This window comes from Solibacillus sp. FSL R7-0668 (assembly GCF_038006205.1).
In the GTDB taxonomy this organism is placed as follows: domain Bacteria; phylum Bacillota; class Bacilli; order Bacillales_A; family Planococcaceae; genus Solibacillus.
This window is the reverse complement of the sequence record NZ_JBBOUU010000001.1, coordinates 2,742,093-2,765,312: the sequence shown is the minus strand read 5'-3', so window position 1 is coordinate 2,765,312 and position 23,220 is coordinate 2,742,093. Positions and strand designations below refer to the sequence as shown.

General features: G+C 38.5%; 24 protein-coding genes, 1 tRNA gene and 1 riboswitch. Of the genes, 20 read left to right on the top strand and 5 right to left on the bottom strand.

Translation table 11 applies throughout. The features are described from left to right. Window positions 1-680 precede the first annotated feature (680 nt). The 5 genes from MKX47_RS13825 to MKX47_RS13805 all read left to right on the top strand — a co-directional run bounded on the left by MKX47_RS13825 (window position 681) and on the right by MKX47_RS13805 (window position 5,728). On the top strand, window positions 681-2,372 hold the full coding sequence (locus MKX47_RS13825; protein ID WP_340775213.1) for a long-chain-fatty-acid--CoA ligase: 1,692 nt from the start codon (window positions 681-683) through the stop codon (window positions 2,370-2,372). Window positions 2,373-2,470: 98 nt separating this feature from the next. After that, the gene (locus MKX47_RS13820) at window positions 2,471-3,052 is read left to right on the top strand and encodes a TetR/AcrR family transcriptional regulator (protein ID WP_340775211.1); all 582 of its coding nucleotides are present in this window, start codon (window positions 2,471-2,473) and stop codon (window positions 3,050-3,052) included. Window positions 3,053-3,068: 16 nt separating this feature from the next. Beyond that, window positions 3,069-3,842 (top strand): enoyl-CoA hydratase, encoded by a 774-nt coding sequence (locus MKX47_RS13815; protein WP_340775209.1) that lies wholly within the window; start codon window positions 3,069-3,071, stop codon window positions 3,840-3,842. 46 nt (window positions 3,843-3,888) lie between these two features. After that, complete coding sequence (locus MKX47_RS13810) at window positions 3,889-4,662, top strand: electron transfer flavoprotein subunit beta/FixA family protein (RefSeq protein ID WP_340775208.1); 774 nt, start codon at window positions 3,889-3,891, stop codon at window positions 4,660-4,662. An 88-nt stretch (window positions 4,663-4,750) separates the two neighbouring features. Next, entirely contained in the window at window positions 4,751-5,728 is a 978-nt protein-coding gene (locus MKX47_RS13805; RefSeq protein WP_340775206.1) for an electron transfer flavoprotein subunit alpha/FixB family protein, read from the top strand. A gap of 57 nt (window positions 5,729-5,785) precedes the next feature. On the opposite strand, the gene MKX47_RS13800 is transcribed toward MKX47_RS13805, so the two are convergent. Next, a complete protein-coding gene (locus tag MKX47_RS13800) occupies window positions 5,786-6,829 on the bottom strand; it encodes a M42 family metallopeptidase (protein WP_445683615.1) in 1,044 nt (347 codons plus the stop codon). 219 nt (window positions 6,830-7,048) lie between these two features. On the opposite strand from MKX47_RS13800, the gene trxA reads away from it, so the two are divergent. The 3 genes from trxA (at window position 7,049) to MKX47_RS13785 (ending at window position 10,798) form a co-directional block, all read left to right on the top strand. Then, window positions 7,049-7,363 (top strand): thioredoxin, encoded by a 315-nt coding sequence (gene trxA / locus MKX47_RS13795; protein WP_340775202.1) that lies wholly within the window; start codon window positions 7,049-7,051, stop codon window positions 7,361-7,363. 100 nt (window positions 7,364-7,463) lie between these two features. Next, window positions 7,464-9,254, top strand: a complete 1,791-nt coding sequence (gene uvrC, locus MKX47_RS13790; protein ID WP_340775200.1) for an excinuclease ABC subunit UvrC — start codon at window positions 7,464-7,466, stop codon at window positions 9,252-9,254. A 32-nt stretch (window positions 9,255-9,286) separates the two neighbouring features. Next, a riboswitch (Lysine riboswitch) is annotated at window positions 9,287-9,465 on the top strand. Window positions 9,466-9,565: 100 nt separating this feature from the next. After that, a complete protein-coding gene (locus MKX47_RS13785; RefSeq protein WP_340775198.1) occupies window positions 9,566-10,798 on the top strand; it encodes an aspartate kinase in 1,233 nt (410 codons plus the stop codon). A 51-nt stretch (window positions 10,799-10,849) separates the two neighbouring features. On the opposite strand, the gene MKX47_RS13780 is transcribed toward MKX47_RS13785, so the two are convergent. After that, entirely contained in the window at window positions 10,850-11,266 is a 417-nt protein-coding gene (locus MKX47_RS13780; RefSeq protein ID WP_340775196.1) for a YslB family protein, read from the bottom strand. A 272-nt stretch (window positions 11,267-11,538) separates the two neighbouring features. On the opposite strand from MKX47_RS13780, the gene MKX47_RS13775 reads away from it, so the two are divergent. From MKX47_RS13775 to MKX47_RS13725, 11 genes are all read left to right on the top strand, one after another. Next, on the top strand, window positions 11,539-12,153 hold the full coding sequence (locus MKX47_RS13775; protein WP_340775193.1) for a succinate dehydrogenase cytochrome b558 subunit: 615 nt from the start codon (window positions 11,539-11,541) through the stop codon (window positions 12,151-12,153). 97 nt (window positions 12,154-12,250) lie between these two features. After that, entirely contained in the window at window positions 12,251-13,996 is a 1,746-nt protein-coding gene (gene sdhA / locus MKX47_RS13770) for a succinate dehydrogenase flavoprotein subunit (RefSeq protein WP_340775190.1), read from the top strand. Between the two features lie 17 nt (window positions 13,997-14,013). Beyond that, a complete protein-coding gene (sdhB, locus tag MKX47_RS13765; RefSeq protein WP_340775188.1) occupies window positions 14,014-14,790 on the top strand; it encodes a succinate dehydrogenase iron-sulfur subunit in 777 nt (258 codons plus the stop codon). A 202-nt stretch (window positions 14,791-14,992) separates the two neighbouring features. Further along, complete coding sequence (locus MKX47_RS13760; protein ID WP_340775186.1) at window positions 14,993-15,436, top strand: acyl-CoA thioesterase; 444 nt, start codon at window positions 14,993-14,995, stop codon at window positions 15,434-15,436. Between the two features lie 70 nt (window positions 15,437-15,506). Continuing rightward, window positions 15,507-15,728: a helix-turn-helix domain-containing protein gene (locus tag MKX47_RS13755; protein ID WP_340775185.1), complete on the top strand. Its 222-nt coding sequence runs from the start codon at window positions 15,507-15,509 to the stop codon at window positions 15,726-15,728. A 72-nt stretch (window positions 15,729-15,800) separates the two neighbouring features. After that, window positions 15,801-16,244 (top strand): MarR family winged helix-turn-helix transcriptional regulator, encoded by a 444-nt coding sequence (locus MKX47_RS13750; RefSeq protein ID WP_340775183.1) that lies wholly within the window; start codon window positions 15,801-15,803, stop codon window positions 16,242-16,244. A gap of 16 nt (window positions 16,245-16,260) precedes the next feature. Continuing rightward, window positions 16,261-17,061 carry a glutamate racemase gene (gene racE / locus MKX47_RS13745; RefSeq protein WP_340775181.1) on the top strand — a complete coding sequence of 267 codons (801 nt, stop codon included), beginning with the start codon at window positions 16,261-16,263 and terminating at the stop codon, window positions 17,059-17,061. A 124-nt stretch (window positions 17,062-17,185) separates the two neighbouring features. Continuing rightward, window positions 17,186-17,938, top strand: a complete 753-nt coding sequence (rph, locus tag MKX47_RS13740) for a ribonuclease PH (protein WP_340775180.1) — start codon at window positions 17,186-17,188, stop codon at window positions 17,936-17,938. Next, a complete protein-coding gene (locus MKX47_RS13735; protein ID WP_340775177.1) occupies window positions 17,938-18,531 on the top strand; it encodes an XTP/dITP diphosphatase in 594 nt (197 codons plus the stop codon). The genes rph and MKX47_RS13735 overlap by 1 nt, the downstream gene beginning before the upstream one ends. A 73-nt stretch (window positions 18,532-18,604) precedes the next feature. Continuing rightward, window positions 18,605-19,105, top strand: coding sequence for a metallophosphoesterase (locus MKX47_RS13730; protein ID WP_340775174.1), 501 nt, complete (start codon window positions 18,605-18,607; stop codon window positions 19,103-19,105). A 180-nt stretch (window positions 19,106-19,285) separates the two neighbouring features. Further along, window positions 19,286-19,359, top strand: a tRNA-Arg gene (locus MKX47_RS13725). Between the two features lie 298 nt (window positions 19,360-19,657). Here the strand turns inward: MKX47_RS13725 and MKX47_RS13720 are convergent. From MKX47_RS13720 to MKX47_RS13710, 3 genes are all read right to left on the bottom strand, one after another. Continuing rightward, the gene (locus MKX47_RS13720) at window positions 19,658-19,966 is read right to left on the bottom strand and encodes a copper amine oxidase N-terminal domain-containing protein (protein ID WP_340775171.1); all 309 of its coding nucleotides are present in this window, start codon (window positions 19,964-19,966) and stop codon (window positions 19,658-19,660) included. Between the two features lie 179 nt (window positions 19,967-20,145). Next, window positions 20,146-20,268 (bottom strand): hypothetical protein, encoded by a 123-nt coding sequence (locus MKX47_RS13715; RefSeq protein ID WP_340775168.1) that lies wholly within the window; start codon window positions 20,266-20,268, stop codon window positions 20,146-20,148. Between the two features lie 257 nt (window positions 20,269-20,525). Then, the gene (locus MKX47_RS13710; protein WP_340775165.1) at window positions 20,526-20,693 is read right to left on the bottom strand and encodes a hypothetical protein; all 168 of its coding nucleotides are present in this window, start codon (window positions 20,691-20,693) and stop codon (window positions 20,526-20,528) included. 246 nt (window positions 20,694-20,939) lie between these two features. On the opposite strand from MKX47_RS13710, the gene MKX47_RS13705 reads away from it, so the two are divergent. Then, window positions 20,940-22,964: a helix-turn-helix domain-containing protein gene (locus MKX47_RS13705; RefSeq protein WP_340775163.1), complete on the top strand. Its 2,025-nt coding sequence runs from the start codon at window positions 20,940-20,942 to the stop codon at window positions 22,962-22,964. Window positions 22,965-23,220: the final 256 nt, after the last annotated feature.

Below are 23,220 nucleotides of genomic sequence, written 5' to 3'. Positions count from 1 at the left end.
AATGGATTAAGTACAGTGTGCATTCATATTGGCGGGCTACGGCATGACCGCATATTTGCTGAATAAAATATGGCACTGCTTCAATAGGGTAACTTTGTTCAAAATTTAGCTCTTTGAATAAAATTACCTACTATGAATGTGTTAATGGAAAACTTCTTTTAGGCTAAAGGTGACCTTATTAAAATTATGACTTTTGATTCGCCAATATTTTTTAAAACCTTGGCAACAAAATTAAATCGATGCTTTAAAACATAGTGACGCGGAGTGGAGGGGGCGACTTCTAGGGGATTAAGCGTGTGCGGAAAATCCAATCCTATGTGCCGCCGTATGAGGCACATAGGATTTAGTTGGAGCCACGCCCCCAGAAAAGCGTCCCCCGTAGCGTAGCAGAACGAATTTTAGTAGAAAAATACATCTAATCACCAATTTTTGTATTAGAAAATACTCATTTTGAATTAATAAAAATTTTTACTTTTCTACAAAAGTATATTTCAAAAATTTGCACGTAATTATTCGTTTTTAATGTATGAGATTATTATGAAAATCATAATATTAAACGAGCATATTATTGAAATAACGAGAAAATAATGTAAAAAATAAATTGAATAGTTTGAAAGAATTTCCTTTTTTAATTATACTATTGGAAACAAATAAAGCTTTTAGAAAAGGGGAGAAGTTTTATGACAGAAAAAGTATGGCTCTCGAGTTATCCTAAGGAAGTCCCGCACATGATTGATTTACCTCAAATACCGGTACACCAATTTTTGACAGACGCCTTTAATGAGGTACCAGAAAAAGTAGCGATTCACTTCATGGGGAGGGAGCTGACGTACAAAGAGTTGTATCAATCGGCATTAAAATTTGCGAATTATTTACGTTCTCTAGGGGTGGAGAAGGGTGACCGTGTCGCAATTATGCTACCGAACTGTCCGCAATCCGTAATTGCTTATTATGGTGTTTTATACGCTGGAGGGATTGTTGTTCAAACAAATCCATTGTACACCGAGCGTGAGTTGCAATATCAGATGGCTGATTCTGGCGCAAAAGTGATTTTAGTGATGGATATTTTATATCCACGTACAATGAAAATTATTAATGAAACGAATATTGAAAACGTGATTGTGACAGGCATTAAAGATTATTTACCGTTCCCGAAAAATTTGGTCTATCCATTTATTCAGAAAAAACAATACGGCTTCAGTGTAAAAGTAGAGCATAGTGGTATGAATCATTTGTTCACAGAAATTATGAAGTCAGCAACGGCAACGGAATTTACTGTAGATTTTGATTTTGAAAATGATTTAGCATTGCTACAATATACAGGAGGAACAACAGGCTTTCCAAAAGGTGTCATGCTAACGCATAAAAACTTAATCGCGAATACGATGATGTGTGATGCATGGATGTATAAATGCGAAAAAGGTCAAGAAATCATTTTAGGAATTTTACCATTCTTCCACGTATATGGTATGACGACCGTTCTTGTGCTTTCAATCATGCAACAAGGGAAAATGGTGTTGCTACCAAAGTTTGATGTAGAGCAGGCATTAAAAACAATTGATAAACAAAAGCCAACTTTATTCCCCGGGGCACCGACCATGTATATCGGACTATTAAATCACCCGGATTTATCGAAATATGATCTTTCTTCCATCAAGGCATGTTTGAGCGGTTCTGCGCCATTACCGCTGGAAGTGCAAGAAAAGTTTGAAGCATTAACAGGTGGTCGTTTAGTGGAAGGCTATGGATTAACTGAAACATCGCCAGTAACACATGCAAATCCAATTTGGGAAAATCGCATTAACGGTTCGATCGGCTTACCTTGGCCAAATACAGAGGCTGCCGTGCTTCGTTCTGGTGAAACAGAGGTATTACCTCCAGGTGAAGTAGGCGAGATTGCAGTTAAAGGGCCACAAGTAATGAAAGGCTACTGGAATCGCCCAGAAGATACGGCGATGACGTTTAATGATGGCTGGTTCTTAACGGGTGACTTAGGCTATATGGATGAAAAAGGCTATTTCTATGTAGTAGACCGTAAAAAAGATATGATTATCGCTGGTGGCTTCAATATTTATCCACGTGAAGTAGAGGAAGTCCTATATGAGCATGAGGCCATTCAGGAATGTGTTGTGGCAGGAATTCCTGACCCTTACCGTGGGGAAACGGTCAAAGCTTATATCGTTCTTAAAGAGGGCAAAACTGTGACGGATAAAGAATTAAATGAATTTTGCCGTAAAAATTTAGCAGCATACAAAGTCCCGCGCTATTATGAATTCCGTACAGAATTACCAAAAACAGCTGTAGGGAAAATTTTACGCCGTACATTAGTAGAAGAAGAAAAACAAAAAATGCTAGAACAAGAAGCAAATTAATCGAGTGCAAACTATTGACAGAAAGTTGAACAAATACTAATATGAAAACATGAATGAATAGTCATTCATGTTTTCATATTTTTTTGGTGGTGAGCAACTTGAAACGAAATAAACCCAAGTATATGCAAATAGTAGATGCTGCAGTCATTGCAATCGCGGAGAATGGCTATCATCAAGCACAGGTATCTAAAATTGCAAAACAGGCTGGTGTAGCTGATGGAACGATCTATTTATATTTTAAAAACAAAGAAGATATATTAATTTCTGTGTTTCAGGAAAAAATGGGTATTTTCGTAGAGAATTTACAGGTTATAATAAAAAGTGGAGAAACGTCTTCAGAAAAGTTAAGCAAAATGATTGAAAACCATTTCCATGTATTATCGAGTGATCGCCATTTAGCAACAGTAACGCAATTAGAGTTAAGGCAGTCGAATAAAGAACTACGCTTGAAAATTAATGCGATACTTAAAGAGTATTTAATTTTACTAGATCAAATTCTAATCGAAGGCATGCTAAATGGAGAGTTTAATCAAACGATGGATGTTCGTATTGCGCGTCAAATGGTATTCGGTACCATTGACGAAATTACGACAACATGGGTAATGAATGATTATCGCTATGACTTAATGGAACAAGCTCCAAAAATTCAGCAATTATTATTTAACGCATTGAAAGCATAGAAGGGGATGTGGGGAAATGGAGTTTCTAAGTTGGAAAGTAGAAGATCACGTAGCCATTGCGACAATTTCTAGACCGCCAGCGAATGCGCTTTCACAAGGCTTAATCCAAGATGTTAATGCATTACTGGACGCTGTAGAACAGGATGAAGCAGTACGCGTAGTAGTTATTCATGGAGAAGGGCGATTTTTCTCTGCAGGTGCTGACATTAAAGAATTTACAAGCGTACAGTCAGGTGAGGAATTCGCTGGATTAGCGAAAAATGGTCAGGACGTATTCGAACGACTCGAAAACTTTTCAAAACCGGTGATCGCGGCGATTCATGGTGCGGCATTAGGTGGAGGATTGGAGCTTGCGATGGGCTGTCATATGCGATTCGTCACTGAAAATGCGAAGCTTGGCTTACCAGAGCTTTCATTAGGCATTATTCCTGGCTTTGCAGGTACACAGCGTTTACCACGTTATGTTGGGGTAGCTAAAGCGGCGGAAATGATGTTTACAAGTGAACCAATTTCAGGTACAGAAGCAGTCAATTGGGGATTAGCAAACCGTGCATTCTCCGATGAAGACTTATTACCAGAAACACTTGTGATTGCAAAAAAAATTGCCAAAAAGTCACCAATCGCATTAAAAACAGCCATTCAAATGCTGCAATATTCAAAAACAGCTTCATTTTACGATGGGGTGGCAGCAGAGGCAAATAGCTTTGGTGAAGTATTTGTATCAGCTGATGCAAAAGAAGGCATTCAAGCATTTATCGATAAACGTGAGCCAGTATTTACAGGTAAATAAACCGTTCATACGGATTAAATTAAAAAGCTTTTAGGAGGTCTAGATTATGAATATTTATGTATTAGTAAAACGTACTTTTGACACGGAAGAAAAAATCGTCGTTACAGGCGGTAAAATTCAAGAAGATGGTGCTGAGTTCATCATTAACCCATACGATGAGTATGCAATTGAAGAAGCTATTCAAAAGCGTGATGCATTAGGCGGTAAAGTAACGGTTGTCACAATTGGTGGCGAAGATGCTGAAAAGCAATTACGTACAGCTTTAGCGATGGGCGCAGATGAAGCCGTGTTAATTAATACAGAAGACGATTTAGATGAATTAGATCAATATTCAGCAGCTTATATTTTAGCGGAATATTTAAAAGACAAAGAAGCAGATTTAATTTTAGCGGGTAACGTGGCAATCGATGGTGGTTCAGGTCAAGTGGGACCTCGTTTAGCAGACCTACTAGGCATTAACTATGTAACAACAATTACTTCATTAGAAATCGATGGCACGAACGTGAAAATTGTTCGTGATATCGAAGGGGACTCTGAAGTATTAGAAACTTCTTTACCATTATTAGTAACAGCTCAACAAGGGTTGAATGAGCCTCGCTACCCATCTTTACCAGGGATTATGAAGGCAAAGAAAAAGCCGCTTGCAGAACTTGAGCTAGATGATTTAGATATCGATGAAGATGATGTTGAAGTAAAAGTAGAAACAGTAGAAATTTATTTACCACCACAAAAAGCAGCGGGTCGCGTATTATCAGGAGACCTTTCTGATCAGGTAAAAGAATTAGTAAGCCTATTACACAACGAAGCAAAAGTTGTCTAACTTCTTAACCAATTATGTCAATTCATAATTGAATCATTGAAAACGAAATTAATCGAAGTTTTACGAAGATGGTAATGGAGGGATATTCATGTCAAAGAAAGTTTTAGTGTTAGGTGAGGTTCGTGAAGGGAACTTACGTAACGTTTCATTCGAAGCAATTGCAGCAGGTTCAAAAATCGCTGATGGCGGTGAAGTAGTAGGATTATTAGTGGGGGATGCCGTAGCAGGTCTAGCAAACGAGCTAATCGCATATGGGGCAAGCCGTGTCGTTACAGTGGAGCATCCACACTTAAAAAATTACACATCTGATGGCTACAGCCAAGCCATTTTAGCTGTTATTGAGCAAGAAAAACCAGAAGCAATCGTGTTTGGTCATACGTCATTAGGAAAAGACTTATCACCAAAAATCGCGTCTCGCTTACAATCTGGTTTAGTTTCAGACGTAACAGAAATTGAAGGCGCTGGTGATGACACAGTATTCATCCGTCCGATTTATTCTGGTAAAGCGTTTGAAAAAGTAAAAATCAAGGACGGTGTAATTTTTGCCACAATTCGTCCAAACAATATCGCACCGTTAGAAAAAAATGCAGGTCGCTCAGGTGATGTATCTGCAGTGAATGTAGATATTACAAACTTACGTACAATCATTAAAGAAGTTGTTCGTAAATCAACTGAAGGTGTAGACTTATCTGAAGCAAAAGTAGTGGTTGCAGGAGGTCGTGGTGTAAAATCAGAGGAAGGCTTTGAGCCATTAAAAGAGCTTGCAAACTTACTAGGTGGTGCAGTTGGTGCTTCTCGTGGTGCATGTGACGCGGAATACTGTGATTACTCATTACAAATCGGTCAAACGGGTAAAGTTGTAACACCTGATCTTTACATCGCTGCTGGTATTTCTGGAGCAATCCAGCACTTAGCAGGTATGTCGAATTCTAAAGTAATCGTAGCGATTAACAAAGACCCAGAGGCGAATATCTTCAAAGTAGCGGACTATGGTATCGTAGGCGACTTATTCGAAGTTGTGCCAATGTTAATCGAAGAATTCAAAGCTTTAAAAGTAAACGCATAAAAAGTAACAGCTTCCTCAAATGAATTGTGGAAGCTGTTTTTTGATCCAGAAGTGTTATTATTTTTTTGTAATGTAAAGATAGATTAATTTCATCGTGTTTTCCAATGCCTCGTAATGCGTGCGTTCCATGCCGTGTGAAGCATGAACACCCGGTCCAATTAAGGCACCTTTAATATTATTACCACCACGCAATGCAGCGCTTGTATCGGAACCATACATTGGATAAATATCAACCGCGTATTGCAAGTTATTTTCTTGTGCCAATTCAATAAATGTTGAAGTCATTTCGTAATCATACGGACCACTTGAATCCTTAGCACAAATCGAAACATCGTATTCTGTACAGCTTAAATCATCACCGATACAGCCCATATCAACAGAAATATATTCCGTAATATCAGCAGGAATATACGATGAACCATGACCAACCTCTTCATAGTTAGAAATGACAATTTTCACGGGATACGCTGGCACGATGGCTTCTTGCTTCATAATTTCAAGTAGCGCTAATAAGCATGCCACACTGCCTTTGTCATCAATGAAACGAGATTTCAAAAAGCCACTTTCTGTTACAGTCGTTTTCGGGTCAATAAAAATAAAGTCTCCAACGCCGATGCCAAGCTTTAACACATCGTCCTTTGTTTTTACGCGTTCATCGAGACGCACTTCCATAAACTGAGGTTCACGTTTTTTGGATTTACTATCTTCAAAGACATGTACTGATGGACTTGTGCTTAGGATTGTACCGCTATATGTTCTGCCGTCTCTAGTACGAACAAATACATATTCGCCATCCCAAGTTGGAACGAGCGGACCACCAAGAAGTGTGAATTTTAGTGTGCCATGACCAGTAATCGAACGTACCATAGCACCGAGTGTATCCACGTGCGCAGATAGTCCGATTACCTTCCCTTCATTGGCCCCTGGAATCGTAATAATTCCTCCGCCCTTTAATGTGCGTTCAAATGAATAGCCTGTTTGATGAACAAATGCTTCAATCGTATTCATAATTTCATGGCAATAGCCAGTAGGACTATGTTGCTGTAATAAGTCCGTCGCGATTTGAAGTACCCGTTCTTTATTAATTGTAATCACTGTAATTCCCTCCAGTTATGTATTTAGTCTATAGCTTACTCTACTTTTTGATAGAAGAAAAGTAGTGGGTTTGTTCTTAGTTTATTTGTATGAAGGAGTGCTAAAGCTTGTCACAGCTTCCGGTGATTTGCCATGAAATCCAATTTCCGCGAGCATTTTATTATTTTCTCATTACCAAATCATGCTATACTACAAGCATATTGGAATTAAGGAGGCTATTTTAAAATGGCAATTGTACACGGTACAGATCAAACTTTCGCACAAGAAATTTCAAATGGTGTAGTTTTAGTAGACTTTTGGGCAGCATGGTGTGGTCCATGTAAAATGATCGCTCCAGTTCTTGAAGAATTAGATGCAGAAATCGGTAACGACGTAAAAATCGTAAAAGTAGATGTAGATAACAACCAAGGTACTGCTGCTGAGTATCAAATCATGTCAATCCCATCATTATTATTATTTGTAGATGGCCAATTAAAAGCAAAAACAGCTGGCTTCATGCCAAAAGAAGCGTTAATCGATTTCATTAACGACAATAAATAAGTTCCGTAACGAAGTCGTATGCCTTTAAGGGTGTACGGCTTTTTTCTTGCCTTTGAATCGGGTACACTAGATAGTAACGACACAGTGTATAGGTGAGAATATGAATGCAATCATTAAAGCAAAATTAGAAATTTTACCGGCTGAACCCGGCTGCTATCTAATGAAGGACCGCCAAGGCACAATCATTTACGTGGGCAAGGCAAAGATACTAAAAAACCGTGTGCGCTCGTACTTTACAGGCAGTCATGATGGAAAAACAGCGCGCCTAGTAAGTGAAATTGAGGACTTTGAATATATTGTTACGTCCAGTAATTTAGAGGCACTCATTTTAGAGCTTAATCTTATTAAGCTTCATGATCCAAAATATAATATTAAACTAACTGATGATAAGACATACCCATATATCAAAATTACAAACGAACGTCATCCACGACTCATTACAACGCGTAAAATCAAAAAGGATAAGGCAAAATATTTTGGCCCTTACCCAAATGCTTATGCAGCGAATGAAACAAAAAAGCTATTAGACCGCTTGTATCCTCTTCGAAAGTGTACACATATGCCCAATCAAGTTTGTCTGTATTATCATTTAGGACAATGCTTAGCACCGTGTGTAAAGGATATCGAGAAACAAATATATGATGAAATGATTGAAGCGATTACCAAGTTTTTAAATGGCGGGGTCGATGAAATTAAAGAGGAACTCCAGCAAAAAATGCTTGAGGCGGCGGAAAATTTAGAGTTTGAGCGAGCGAAGGAATTTCGTGACTTGATCACCCATATTGAGAGTATTATGCAAAAGCAAAAAATGGTGTCGGACGATTTAACCAATCGCGATGTATTTGGCTATGCCGTTGAAAAAGGCTGGATGTGTGTGCAAGTGTTTTTTGTGCGCCAAGGGAAGCTAATTGAGCGAGATGTATCGGTTTTTCCGATTTACAATGAGCCAGAAGAGGAGTTCCTAACCTTTGTTGGACGTTTTTATGAGCCTTCGAATCATCTTTTGCCGAAAGAAATTTTTGTCCCTCATACAATTGACGAATCGATTTTGCAAAAGCTTTTAAATACAAAGGTAATCATTCCGAAACGAGGTTCGAAAAAAGAGCTCGTTGATTTAGCAATGAAAAATGCAGGCATAGCCATTCAAGAAAAATTCCAGCTAATTGAACGTCAAGAAGAGCGAACAATTGGTGCCTGTGAAGCATTGGCAGAAGCGATGAATATTTCGATTCCTTTACGAATTGAAGCGTTTGATAATAGCCATATGCACGGAGCGGATCCCGTGTCAGCGCTGGTTGTTTTTATAGATGGGAAGCCGGCTAAAAAAGAATACCGTAAATACAAAACGCGTGAAGCCGCAAAGCATGATGATTATGGGGCGATGGCAGAGGTCGTACGCCGTCGCTATACGCGCGTACTTCGTGAAAATTTGCCGTTACCAGATTTAATCGTAATCGATGGTGGGAAAGGGCAAATGGAAGTGGCACGTGAAGTGATTGAAGACGAGCTGGGTCTCATAATTCCAATTGCTGGTCTTGCAAAGGACGACAAGCATAATACGTCACAGCTATTATTTGGTAACCCACCTGAAGTCGTACCATTAAAGCGTACTAGTGACGGATTTTATTTATTGCAGCGCATTCAAGATGAGGTACACCGATTTGCGATTACGTTTTTACGTCAGCAACGCCAAACAAATGCAATTCAATCTGTACTAGATGAAATTGATGGTGTCGGGCCAAAGCGTAAGCAACAATTGATGAAACATTTTGGCTCGGTGAAAAAAATACGTGAGGCAAGTGAGTTACAATTACATGAAGCGGGTATGCCACCAAAGCTAGCAGAGGCGATTTATCAACACTTTCATAACCCGTCATTGAAATCGAACTAGAGCTATGCTAAACTATTGATAATTCTATATATTCGAACGATAGAGGTGCAGTATTCAATAGTACATTGCTGGAGGAAGGCCATTTCCAAAGAAAGCAATCGAAAGGGGAGACTGCCGAAGTGAAGTGCGTATTGGTCACGTATTTTGCTGGTTTTGCATTTAAGAGATGTAAGGCTGTCAGAGCATGATGTTCTGGAGAGCTATCCTAAAAGATATTTTCATTATATTTGTCTTGACGGCGACTTTCCATGAACATGGAAGGTCGCTTTTTTGATGGATAGAAAATAGTACAACAAAAGGAGTGCAAATGCATGCAAACAATTATTGCAAAATTTGGTGGTCCGGCAATCACGACAGCCGAAAAAATTAGGGATGTCGCAAAAAAAGTAATAAAGGAGCAGGCAAGAGGCATACACTTAGTTGTTGTGGTTTCTTCGATGGCTTCGATTCGACGAGAGCTACGGCAGTTTGCGCATGATATTACGGATGAGCCTTCAAAGCGTGAAATGGACGTATTAATTGCTACTGGAGCGCAAATGACCAGTGCGTTATTAACGATGGCCATACAAGAACTAGGCGGAAAAGCAGTATCACTTTCTGGGTGGCAAGCGGGGATTAAAACGAATGATACGCATCGAAATGCACGAGTAGAAGACGTTGATGTGTGTCGTATTCAAGCACATTTAGCTCGAGGTGAAATTGTCGTTGTGTCTGGCTTTCAAGGGATAACGGAGGCGAAGGATATTACAACATTTGGAAAGGGTGGCTCGGAAACTTCAGCAGTTGCACTTGCAGTAGCGCTAGAAGCAGAGCGCGTAGAGATTTATTCCAATGTGGATGGTATTTATACCGCTGATCCTCAAGTCGTGGCGCATGCCCGAAAATTACCGGAAATTTCATTTGATGAAATGCTTGAATTTGCAAATTTAGGTGCACATATCCTACATCCTCGTGCGGTAGAGTTAGCAAAGCAATTTGAAATACCGCTTGTCATTCGTTCAAATGAGCAGGACGTGGATGGGACGTTAATTAAAGGAGATGTAGACATGGAAAAAAACTTAATTGTGCGCGGTGTTGCGTATGAATCGGATATTATTCGTTTGACAATCGGCTATAATTCTTATGAAACCGCATCATTAGCAGAGGTATTCAATACGTTAGCAGAAAATGAAATCAATGTGGATATTATTGTGCAAGCAGTGATAGATGGTATAAAGCCAACGATCTCCTTCACCATTGCAAAGGAAGAGTTTGCAGAAAGCTTACGCGTGTTAGAGGCAAGTAAATTATCCTTAGGCTTTAGCTTTGCTGATTTTGAAGTAGGCTTAGCGAAAGTATCTATTGTAGGTTCGGGGATGGTATCGAATCCTGGTGTTGCAGCGCGTATGTTTGCACGATTAGGCAAGGAGCATATTCCTGTGAAGATGGTAAGTACTTCTGAAATTAAGGTGTCAGTTGTTGTGCCACAGGATGAAATGGTACGCGCGGCGAATGCACTGCATGATGAATTTAATTTAGCGGTATCAGAGATTACTGCTTCCTAACTAAAAATGCCGTTCGTGGATTGACTAAGTCCATGAGCGGCATTTTTTATGTCAAACCAATTCCTTTAAATCCCACTTTAAAGTAAATTTCACATAGTTTTTCTTTTCGTTTCTTTCGTCATAGCATTCTGTTAAATAGCCTAATTGCTTTTGCTTTTGCTCGGCTAAAAAACCAGCTTCTAAGCGGAAACAGCGATGCTCGATATTTAACGAATGGTGCTCAGGTGTCATCAATATGTAATGGGCTTCATCCTTCGTTTCTTTTTCTAACATAATACTTCCCCAGCCTGCCTCGGTAAAGAATGATGGTAGTTCATCTAATGAAAATAATGGAAATTTCCGTGCTAGTTCTTTTCCTGCCCAATATAGAACATCGTCTTCGTGCTTTCCTAAAATGGAATGAAGTAAGTGATCCCGAATGATTTCATAGCCAAAAGATGGAATCGTTTTCATTTTTAATTCTTCCATAGTAATAATCCCTCTTTCATAAATTTTCTTATAATTTTAATTCTTTAGTAAGAAATGTGGTTATAAGTAGAAAATATCCAACTCAAAACAGCTTAAAGACGCCTTTAAAATGATTACTAAATATCACTAGTTGCCTTGACGCTAGTATCTGTTGAGAGTACAATGGACATGTCATAATATTGTACCATGATGAAATATGCAGTCAACAAACAGTGTCAACAATTTCGTGACGTTGTTTATGTATATTTCAAGTACTAAGGGGGGTAACAGTTTTGTCGAAAGATCGTGAATTTTTATGGCGCCGCTTACACTCGTTACTAGGTGTAATTCCTGTCGGGTTATTCTTGGTGTTCCACTTAAGTTTGAACTTCACTGCAATTGGCGGTGAAGAAGCTTACAATAACGCTACTGGCATGATGGAATTAGTGCCACACTGGTTATTGTTAGTAATGGAATGGGTTATTATTTATATCCCACTTATGTTCCACGCATTCTACGGAGTGTATATTGCATTCACTGCTACACACAACACGAAGCGTTTTAGCACATTCCGTAACTGGATGTTCGCTTTACAACGTTTCACAGGGATTTTCCTAGTGATTTTCATTGCTTGGCATATTTTCCAAACTCGTGTACAAAAAGCATTAGGTGCTGAAGTTGACTTCAACATGATGGCTGAAATCGTTGACAATCCATTAATGTTAGCATTCTACATCGTTGGTATCGTATCAGCAACATTCCACTTAGCGAACGGCTTATGGTCATTCTGCGTAAGCTGGGGGATTACACAGTCTAAAAAATCTCAACAAATCTTCACTTATGTATCTTTATTAGTATTTGTAATTTTAAGTATCATGGGTGTTGCAGCAATCGTATCTTTCATTTAATTCTTAATTAGATTTCTACATAGTTAAGATAATGATTGGATCGAACTAAAATGTGAGTAAATGTAATAAGCAATTTATTGAGGAGTGAGAAATAATCATGGCAAAGAGTAAAGTTATCGTCGTTGGTGGCGGTCTTGCAGGCTTAATGGCTACGATTAAGGCAGCTGAAGAAGGTACTGCAGTTGAGTTATTCTCGTTAGTTCCAGTTAAACGTTCACACTCTGTTTGTGCACAAGGCGGAATTAACGGAGCAGTTAATACAAAAGGTGAAGGGGATTCTCCATGGATTCACTTTGACGATACAGTATATGGTGGCGACTTCTTAGCAAACCAACCACCAGTAAAAGGTATGTGTGATGCTGCTCCTGGCATTATCCACTTAATGGACCGTATGGGTGTAATGTTCAACCGTACGCCAGAAGGTTTACTTGACTTCCGTCGTTTCGGCGGTACATTAATGCACCGTACAGCATTCTCTGGTGCAACAACTGGTCAACAATTACTATACGCACTAGACGAGCAAGTTCGTTCTCACGAAGTAGCTGGTTTAGTAACGAAATATGAGCACTGGGAATTCCTTGGTGTAGTTATGGATGATGATGGCGTTTGCCGCGGTATCGTAGCTCAAGATTTACGTTCTGAAGAAATTAAATCATTCCGTTCTGATGCTGTAATCATGGCAACAGGTGGTCCTGGTATTATCTTCGGTAAAACGACAAACTCTGTAATCAACACTGGTTCAGCAGCATCAATTGTTTACCAACAAGGTGCTTCTTATTCAAACGGTGAAATGATTCAAATTCACCCAACAGCGATTCCTGGTGACGACAAAAACCGTCTAATGTCAGAATCTGCTCGTGGTGAAGGCGGTCGTATTTGGACTTACAAAGACGGTAAGCCTTGGTATTTCTTAGAAGAAAAGTACCCAGCTTATGGTAACTTAGTACCTCGTGATATCGCAACTCGTGAAATCTTCGACGTATGTGTAAACCAAAAATTAGGTATCAACGGTGAGAACATGGTATACCTAGACTTATCTCACAAAGATCCACATGAATTAGACATCAAATTAGGTGGTATCATCGAAATCTACGAAAAATTCGTAGGGGATGACCCACGTAAATTACCTATGAAAATCTTCCCAGCAGTTCACTACTCTATGGGTGGTTTATGGGTAGATTATGACCAAATGACTGAAATCCCAGGTTTATTCGCTGCTGGTGAATGTGACTTCTCACAACACGGTGCGAACCGTTTAGGTGCGAACTCATTATTATCTGCGATTTACGGTGGTATGGTTGCTGGTCCAAATGCTGTTAAGTACATTCAAGGTCTTAAGAAGCATGCAGAAGATTTACCAGAAGAAATCTACACACGTCGTGTTAAAGAAGAGCAAGAAAAATGGGAAGCTATCCTTAAAATGGATGGTACAGAAAACGCTTACCTACTTCACAAAGAACTTGGTGAGTGGATGACTGATAACATGACAGTAGTGCGTGTGAACTCTAAACTAGAGGAAACATATGCGAAGTTAACTGAGTTACAAGAGCGTTGGGAAAACATCAACATCAACGACACACAAAAATGGTCGAACCAAGGTGCTCACTTCACTCGTCAGTTAAAAAACATGTTATACCTTGCTAAAGTTATGACGAAGGGTGCATTATTACGTAACGAGTCTCGTGGTGCACACTACAAACCAGAGTTCCCAGAGCGTGACGATGAGAACTTCTTAAAAACAACTATGGCGAAGTTCGATCCAGCTACGGGCGAGCCAATTATTACTTATCAAGAAGTAGACGTTTCGTTAATTCCACCACGTAAACGCGACTACTCTGCGTAAGAAGGGGGAGCTTAAAAATGGAAACAGTAAACACTGGAAGAACAGTTAAGTTAGAAATCGTTCGTCAAGATTCTGAGAATGGTGCTACACGCGTTGAGAAGTTTGAAGTTCCTTACCGCCCAGGTATGAACGTAATTTCTGCTTTAATGCATATTCAAAAATATCCTGTAACTGCTGACGGTCAAAAAACGACTCCAGTAGCATGGGATATGAACTGTCTAGAAGAAGTTTGTGGTGCATGTTCAATGGTAATCAACGGACGTCCACAACAATCTTGTTCAGCTTTAGTAGACAAATTAACACAACCAATTCGTTTAGAGCCAATGAAAACTTTCCCTGTCATTCGTGACTTACAAGTTGACCGTCAACGTATGTTTAACGCACTTAAGAAAGTTAAAGCATGGGTTCCAATCGATGGTACTTATGACTTAGGTGAAGGTCCACGTATGCCAGAGCGTAAACGTCAATGGGCTTACGAATTATCTAAATGTATGACTTGTGGTGTATGTATGGAAGCATGTCCAAACGTGTCTGAAAAAGCTTCATTCATCGGTCCAGCGCCATTATCACAAGTTCGTTTATTCAACACTCACCCAACTGGTGCAATGAATAAAGACGAGCGTTTAGAAGCAATTATGGGAGACGGTGGTCTTGCGAACTGCGGTAACTCACAAAACTGTGTTGCGGCATGTCCAAAAGGTATTCCGTTAACAACTTCAATTGCTGCGCTTAACCGTGCAACAACTGTTCAAATGTTCAAGAACTTCTTTGGTTCTGATCATATGGTTGACTAATCAGCTCAACTTAAAAGGCCTCCACATTTGTGGGGGTCTTTTTTGACGAAATTTGATAATACCTGAATGGAAGAAGTCGAGTATTTCTAATTTAAGCTATTTTTAAAAATCGTATTTATTGAAAAAAGATAAAATATGTTATAATGAATGAGTATTCATTATCAGGGGATGATGATTGATAAACTATAAAGGGGGAAATAATATGCGAGCAGCTTATATTCAAGAGCCACAGGAATGGGTAGCAGGATTTTCATTTTCGACAACTGTAAAGGTACGTTTTTCAGAAACAGACATGTATGGGCATGTTAACAATACGAAGGTGTTTGCCTACTTGGAATATGCACGTATAGAATATTTTAAAGCGTTGGGATTCGACTTTTCCAATGATTCTGGCAACCAAAATATGCTAGTTGTTGCAGATATTCAATGTGATTATTTGAATCAAGTATTTTTTGACGAAACGTTGACGATTTATGTAAAAACAGCATCTATCGGTAATTCCTCAATGGACCTACATTATTTGGTGAAAAATGAAAAAGGTGATATATGCTACACAGCGCGTGGAACATTGGTACAATTGAACTATTCCACAGGTAAAGGTGTCCCATTTTTAGAAGAACAGAAAAAATTATTGCTCGGGAAATAGTTAAATGCCCTCACCTCTAATTCGCACATGACATAATGTACAAAGAAGAGGATAGGAGGGTGTTGCAAAAATGACTCGTCCGCAGCATCGTTCGCTGTTAACAAAAAGAGAACGAGAAATTTTTGAGTTATTAATTGAAGACTATTCGACACGAGAAATTGCGAATAAACTAGGCATTAGCGAAAAAACCGTACGTAACCATATTTCTAATACGATTCAAAAATTAGGTGTTTCTAGTCGAACGCAGGCACTTATTGAATTATTGCGGTTGCAAGAATTGTCAATAAACTGAATGGATACTTGCTATTTTATGAAAAAAACATCAAAATAGAGATATGAAACGTTCGGGGAGTGAATGGAATCGATGAAAGATCAAAGCACACATAGCTCTGAATCTGTAGCAATCTTAGAAAAAGAATTACGATATATTTCTCACTTAATTAAGCAAAAGGGCCGCGAAATATTAAGCAATTATATTATTACACCTCCGCAATTTGTTGCGTTGCAATGGTTGCAAGAATCAGGTGATATGACAATTGGTGATTTATCAACAAAAATGTATTTAGCATTTTCGACAACAACGGATTTAGTCGACCGAATGGAAAAAAATGAGCTTGTTCAGCGGATTCGTGACGAAAATGATCGTCGTGTAGTGCGCATCCATCTATTACCAGAGGGTGAACGCATTATTCAAGAGGTAATTGTAAAGCGACAAGATTATTTACGTGACATTACCGATGAATTTGACGCAGAAGAGTTTGAGCAATTATTAAAGCACTTACAGAAGCTCCATTTATTAATGAAATAGGATAGAGGCGGTACTAGTGAATGCCCCAATTGGTGTAATTGATTCAGGAGTCGGCGGGTTAACTGTCGCAAAAGCAATAATGGAACTATTACCGAATGAAACAATTTATTATATCGGTGATACAGCGCGTTGTCCATATGGGCCACGCTCAAAGCAAGAAGTGCGAAACTTTACATGGCAAATGGCAAAGGCACTTGAAAAAATGAATATTAAAATGCTCGTTATTGCATGCAATACAGCGACAGCAGTGGCATTGGAGAGCTTACAAAAGCATATGCCTTTCCCTGTTCTAGGTGTTATTAATGCTGGGGCACGAGCAGCAATTAAGCAAACAAAGCGCAATGAAATCGTTGTGCTAGCTACAGAAGGTACGATCAAAAGTGGTGCGTATGAGGAAGCCGTTAAATCGCTTTCGACTAAGGCTACGGTCATTCCGTTAGCCTGTCCTACATTTGTACCTCTTGTAGAGAGTGGTGAGTATGAGGGGCAATTCTCATATGATCTTGTTTCTAAAGGATTGAAGCCAATTGAAAATGAACGCTTTGATACAGTAATTTTAGGGTGTACGCATTATCCTATCTTACAAAAGCAAATCGAAGCAGCGGTAGGGCAGAATGTGCACGTATTATCGAGTGCAGAAGAAACGGCGAAGGATGTTGAGGCCATACTAAGCTTTAAGGGACAACTGCGTATGGAAAGCGAGCCACCAAAGCATATATTCCATGCGTCAGGCTCGGTACCTATTTTCCGTTCAATTGCAGAGCGCTGGCTAGAACAGGGCACACTGGATATTCGTAAAATTACATTTGAAAAATAATGATTAAACTCAAGTTAGAGTGTTCTCTAATTTGGGTTTTTTCTGTATAAGCACTGCATTTCCACTTTAGGCAGCTAAAAAAGTATGTTAAGATAAGTGCGCGAACAAATTGAGGAGGACTAACATGACAAGACATGACTTACGAGCTGTGACACAATTACGTCCAGTTCAAATTGAAAATAATTATTTAATGCACCCAGAAGGTTCGGTATTAATTACGGTTGGCAATACAAAGGTAATTTGTACAGCGACGATTGAAGATAAAGTACCAGGCTTTTTACGTGGACAAGGAAAAGGCTGGATTACCGCAGAATACTCGATGCTACCACGTGCCACAGAGCAACGTACGCGCCGTGAAGCCTCGGCAGGTAAAGTAACCGGCCGTACAATGGAAATCCAACGTTTAATTGGACGTGCATTACGTGCTGTTGTGGATTTAGAGGCACTTGGAGAAAAAACGGTATGGATTGACTGTGATGTCATTCAAGCGGATGGAGGCACACGTACAGCTTCGATTACAGGGGCTTTTGTTGCGATGACACAGGCAATTGCAAAGCTAGGCGCGGAAAAACCTTTTGTCAAATTCCCAGTAACGGACTATCTAGCGGCGACAAGTGTTGGTAAATTAGCTGACATTGGTGCGGTATTAGACTTGAACTATTTGGAAGACTCTGCAGCAGAGGTTGATATGAATGTCGTAATGACAGGTGCTGGTCAATTTGTTGAATTACAAGGTACAGGTGAAGAAGCGACATTCTCAAGAGCCGACTTAAATGAACTACTCGATTTAGCAGAAGCAGGCATTGCCCAATTAATCGACATTCAAAAAGAAGCACTAGGAGACTTAGCAGCACAGATTGGAAAGGTGGAAGCATAATGAAGCAAGTCGTAATCGCTACGAAAAACAAAGGCAAAGCAAAGGACTTTGAAGCATTATTCCATCCATTTGGTTATGAAGTGGTGACCATGTTTGAAGTAGCACCTGATTTAGAAATTGAAGAAACAGGGACAACTTTTGAAGAAAATGCGATTTTAAAGGCGGAAACGTTATCAAACTTGCTTGGTAAAATTGTCATTGCGGACGATAGTGGCTTGGCAATCGATGCATTAAACGGCGAGCCTGGCGTATTTTCTGCACGTTACGCAGGCGATCATGATGATGAAGCGAATATGGTAAAAGTATTAGCAAATATGAAGGATGTACCAGAGGCAGCCCGTACAGCTCGTTTTTGCTGTGCATTAGCCATAGCGGGTCCAAATATGGAAACGAAAACGGTATTTGGTACATGTGAAGGGGTCATTGCACATGAGAAAAAGGGAACAAACGGCTTCGGCTATGACCCGATTTTCTATGTACCAGCTTTAGAAAAGCATATGGCTGAGCTTTCTGCTGATGAAAAAGGGGCCATTTCACACCGTGGTAATGCCATCCGCAAATTGGCGTTACAACTAGCAGAATTACTAAAATAGGCGCGTGCAAATAATTTTGAAATAATAGTTGAATGGTGAAGACGTTGAAAACTGAAAAAGGATGTGGACTGGAATGAAGCTAGTAATTATGAGTGATACCCATGGTGATGAGGAAATTATTGAGCGTGTGAAGAGCTACCATCCAGATGCAGACAAGATGATTCATTGCGGTGATAGTGAATTACCGTATTCCCATTCAGCGATGCAGAACATGGAGCGTGTGAAGGGAAACTGTGATGGCGATCCCAATTACTTAGAGGAAGTTTTGTTTCAAGTCAATGGAGAACGTGTATACGTCACACACGGTCATTTGTATGATGTGAAATCCTCGCCAATGAAGCTTGTCTATCGTGCAAAGGAGCTTGGGGCGACGATTGTATGCTTCGGTCATTCACATATTTTAGGTGCGGAATATATTGATGGTATTTTTTTTATTAATCCGGGTAGCTTAAAGAAGCCTCGTCAAATTCAAGAAAAATCTTTTGTCACACTAACGATTTCAACGACACATTTTACATTGGATTGTTATGATGACAATAATAATTTGATGGAGCAATTGTTTATTGAACGTTAAGAGGCAATAGAAAGAGTCCCGTTTTGAATACGAGACTTTGTGCTTCATATGCGATAATTTCGTTTTTTGGAATATTATTTTACTCAAATAGTAATTTATCTAAAAACATTGTTGACTTTCGTTTGTTTCTAACATATAATAAAAATTGTCTTTAATACCAGTTATGTTATTAAAGCAGTTGTCTCCATAGCTCAGCTGGATAGAGCACACGCCTTCTAAGCGTGCGGTCGTAGGTTCGAATCCTACTGGGGACGTCATATATAGATTTTTGCACAACATGAATCTAATTAGAAAAGCGTCTAAAACCTTGATTTAAAAAGGATTTGGGCGCTTTTTATTTGAATGCAGAAATGGGAAATATACACTGTAAAGCAGAGATAAAAGAATCAAGGTACTCAAAAAGTGAACAATAAAAATTTAAGAAGAGTAAATCGAAATTACGATTGATCCTTCTGGTACCTCGGAGCTAGGAAGGTTATGGAGTTAAAGTATAGCTAAACATAAGCAAAAAACTTCAGCCCATTTTAATTTTGAGCTGAAGCGATTTTGAAATTACTTCGTTGTTGTGATTTTCACTTGTTGAAGCACGCTATCCCATTCCGTAATAGCGCCTAATGATTCAGCAATAAAGCGTAATGGAACCATAGTTGTGTTTTTATAGCTCTCAGCTGGATGGGATAAGCTTATGGAGTTTCCAGTCCCATTCTCTGTAACATAAGCTGTTTTGTTTCCAACAGTCAGTGAAATGATTTTAGAATCTTTGTAAGCTGTAATTTTTTTAGTGTTCTTGTCGTATTCTACAGTTGCCCCTAAATCCTCAAAAATAGCGCGCATCGGAACTAACGTTGTGCCTTTTTTCATATAGGCACTTGGATTATAATTTTTCAAACTATTATTTATATAGACATCAACCATTGTTAGTGTAGGTTGTGGTGTGTATGTTGGTTTGGGTGAAGTGACAGGGCTGTAATTATTATTAGAGCCTGATGATGTCGAACTGCCACCATTATGGTAATGGTATCCCGTACATAATCCTTTTGCTATAGATTTGTCGCTACAATTATGACCCCTTTAGAATCCGTTCTGCCAGAATGCGCTTCTGCGAAAGAGCTTGAAAGGATGACTAATACAAAAATCGTTAAAACAGATAGTAATTTCTTCATTCTTATCCTCCTAATATATAGTATTATTATATTATAAAAGGAAAATAAGTATATTACTAGAACGAATATTTCTTTATGTGTTGTATTGAGGTTATTTGTAATATGTAGCCCATGAATGAAACCTTATAAATGTAGAGATATTTCGAAATGAATAATATTTTTGAAAAGAGAAATTAAGTATAGTATATAAAACGAACAACTACAGCTTTGTATAGGGAGATGAAATAAGAAAAACAGACAACTTTATTAGTTGTCTGCTAAAACAATTTTTTTATTGTCCGTTTTAAGGATGGCTTGCGTTTCTTTTTGATTAACGGCTTCGGCTTTTTAATTTTAATTGGTTTAACACCTGTTGCTTCATATACTGCTTTCTTTGCTTGTTTTTTTAATTGGCGCTTCTTTTTGCTAATTAGTTTTTTGAACATAGCGATTCCTCCTAATGCAGTTAATCCCACACCCAAATTTCCTTCAGTTGCTGTAAATTATATGAGAATATGCATTGATAGGCAATTCGAGAAAAATAAGTAGATTCCAATCAATACTAACAGTAAACTATTTAAATTTCATATAAATCACCAAAAGAATAGATTATTTATGTTAAAATATTCTGTAAAATGATAAAATTTTCTAGTTGGGGTATGGATTTTGTGAATGTTAGGGGGTTGTAAATTGTGAGGATAAATGATTCTGGACGCTTTAATAGTAAAAGTACACATGATTATTTGCAGCAAGTTATAGACCAATATAAGACCACTATTCAAAATTTTTACGTGTTATTTATTTTTGACGAGCTTGACACACAGTATGATTATTATTCTTTATACGAGCAGCATATGTCAGAAGGGTCTATCATTTCTTTAGATCAAAATGATATTTTTTCTACTTCCAAAAGCTTCGTATTAACAGAAGAAGCGTATTTACAAAATGAGGAACTGTTTTATAAATTTCGCATACAGGCGAGAAATCGGACAATCGAAAAGATGGCAAAATCCGTCATATTTTATGTTGTTGCACAAAAGGAACAAGCGAATAATTCCATTTTAAATAATCAACAATTATTGGATGAGGCCCTTCAGAAGACGAAACGAATTATTCAAAAGTCTACATTTATCAGTGATCCAATTACATGGGATTATTTTTATAGTTGGTGTAGAGCCGAGCTGACAACCCTAGTATTTGAAGAAATCGTCATTATGCACGGGGTGAATGGTTTAGAAAAATTAACAGCCCCTCAGCTAAATGACTTATTTTTCAAATTTTTAACGTCCAATTTGACGAGCAATAAGGCATTTATCAATAAGTTTGCACGCGCGATTGATTTATATATTCAAGAATGGCAGCGGAAAATTATAGACGAATTAAATAATAATATTCAAACCTATTTACGAATTGAGCATGTCGTTGAAAAGATCGAGAACAAACGAGCAGAACGTGATTTTTTACAAATGACAACAGTTCCAAATTTTATATTTGTTTTAAATAGTGTCATTTATCATACAGTGAGAGAAGCGATATACCGACGAGATTTTACGCAAGGTGAACCCGATTCTTGGCCAAAATACCATTTCATTAAAGGAAAGACAAGAGGTCATATACGCATTATTCCAAAGCTAGAAAAAGATAAAAATCGGATGAATTTAAATGAGGCTTCCTTAATGAAGGCACATACTATCGTACAGCAATTATCAACGATTGATGTCGATGTCCTTGATATTTTATGCAGCCTGTTTTTGCATAGAGCAAAGCATCCTGAAGAGGTTATTGAAATTGAGCTAGCAGATATTTTAATGATGCGCGGCTTAAAGGCAAAGCTAGGCGGAGAGGGCAGGCGTGGTGGCTTTGAAGCAAAGCAAAAGGAGCAAGTAATACAGGCGTTAAGCAATATTCAAAGTTTATGGCTAACAATTGAAAAAACGGTCATGTATAAAAATAATCAACCGGTTCAAGTTGGTGTACAAGGAAGGACTTTTTTGTTTAAGCACAAAGACGGTAAAGAATATGTCGTGAATAAAGAAAATTGTAGTAAAACGATTTCATTCACAGTGGATAAAGTTTTCGCAAAATATTTAACCTCCTCACAAAGGCAGGTTGCTTTATTGCCCATTAAGGCGCTTCGATACCATGCATACCGAAATAACTGTGAAAAACAATTATGCCGATATTTGAGCTGGCGCTGGCGGACACAGGCGTTTAAAGGGGATTTTTTGCAATTAAATAAAATTAGCACATTGCTGGAGGCCAGTGGTGAAATTTTAAATGAACGCTCACCGATGCGAACACGTGAACGATTTGAAAAGGCACTCGATCAACTTACAGCAGATAATATTGTAGCGGCATGGCATTATGTGAATTGGGACGAAAATCTAGCGTTGAGTAAAGGCTGGACAAAATATTGGCTGAATACCGCTGTTGTCATTGAACCGTCTGATGTTGTAAAGGAGCATTACCACTCAATTAAAAAGGCTAAAAATAACTCGGTGCAACAGGATGAAACCGCTTTAAAAAAGAATGCATTGCATCGAAAAATAGGCGAACGGTTACTTGAAATTCGGAGGGAGCATAAACTGACACTCTTAACTGTAGCAGAGGAACTCCAAGTGTCAGCTTCCTATATTAGTAATATCGAACGGAACCAAGTAAAACCATCTGCCAAATTGAGAACGCGATTAATAAAGTGGATGGAGAAGTTTGATTAAATGTATAGGTCAATAGGATTTTTGGCGCGGGTATTTATGTTGAAACGACCAGTGTTAGCATTTCAATATCTTAAATTGTATGGCTTTTTTGAAGGTAATTTGTAGTTACTTTCGGAAAGGCCTTTTTATTTTGGTGAAAACTGTTTTTATTGAATGCGCTTACAATGTGTTGGTGTCGAGGTTAAATTGCATGGTTGTCGGGGTTAAAGTGTACATAAAAATTTTTAAAGAATTTTTCAGCTTAGTGATATCAAGG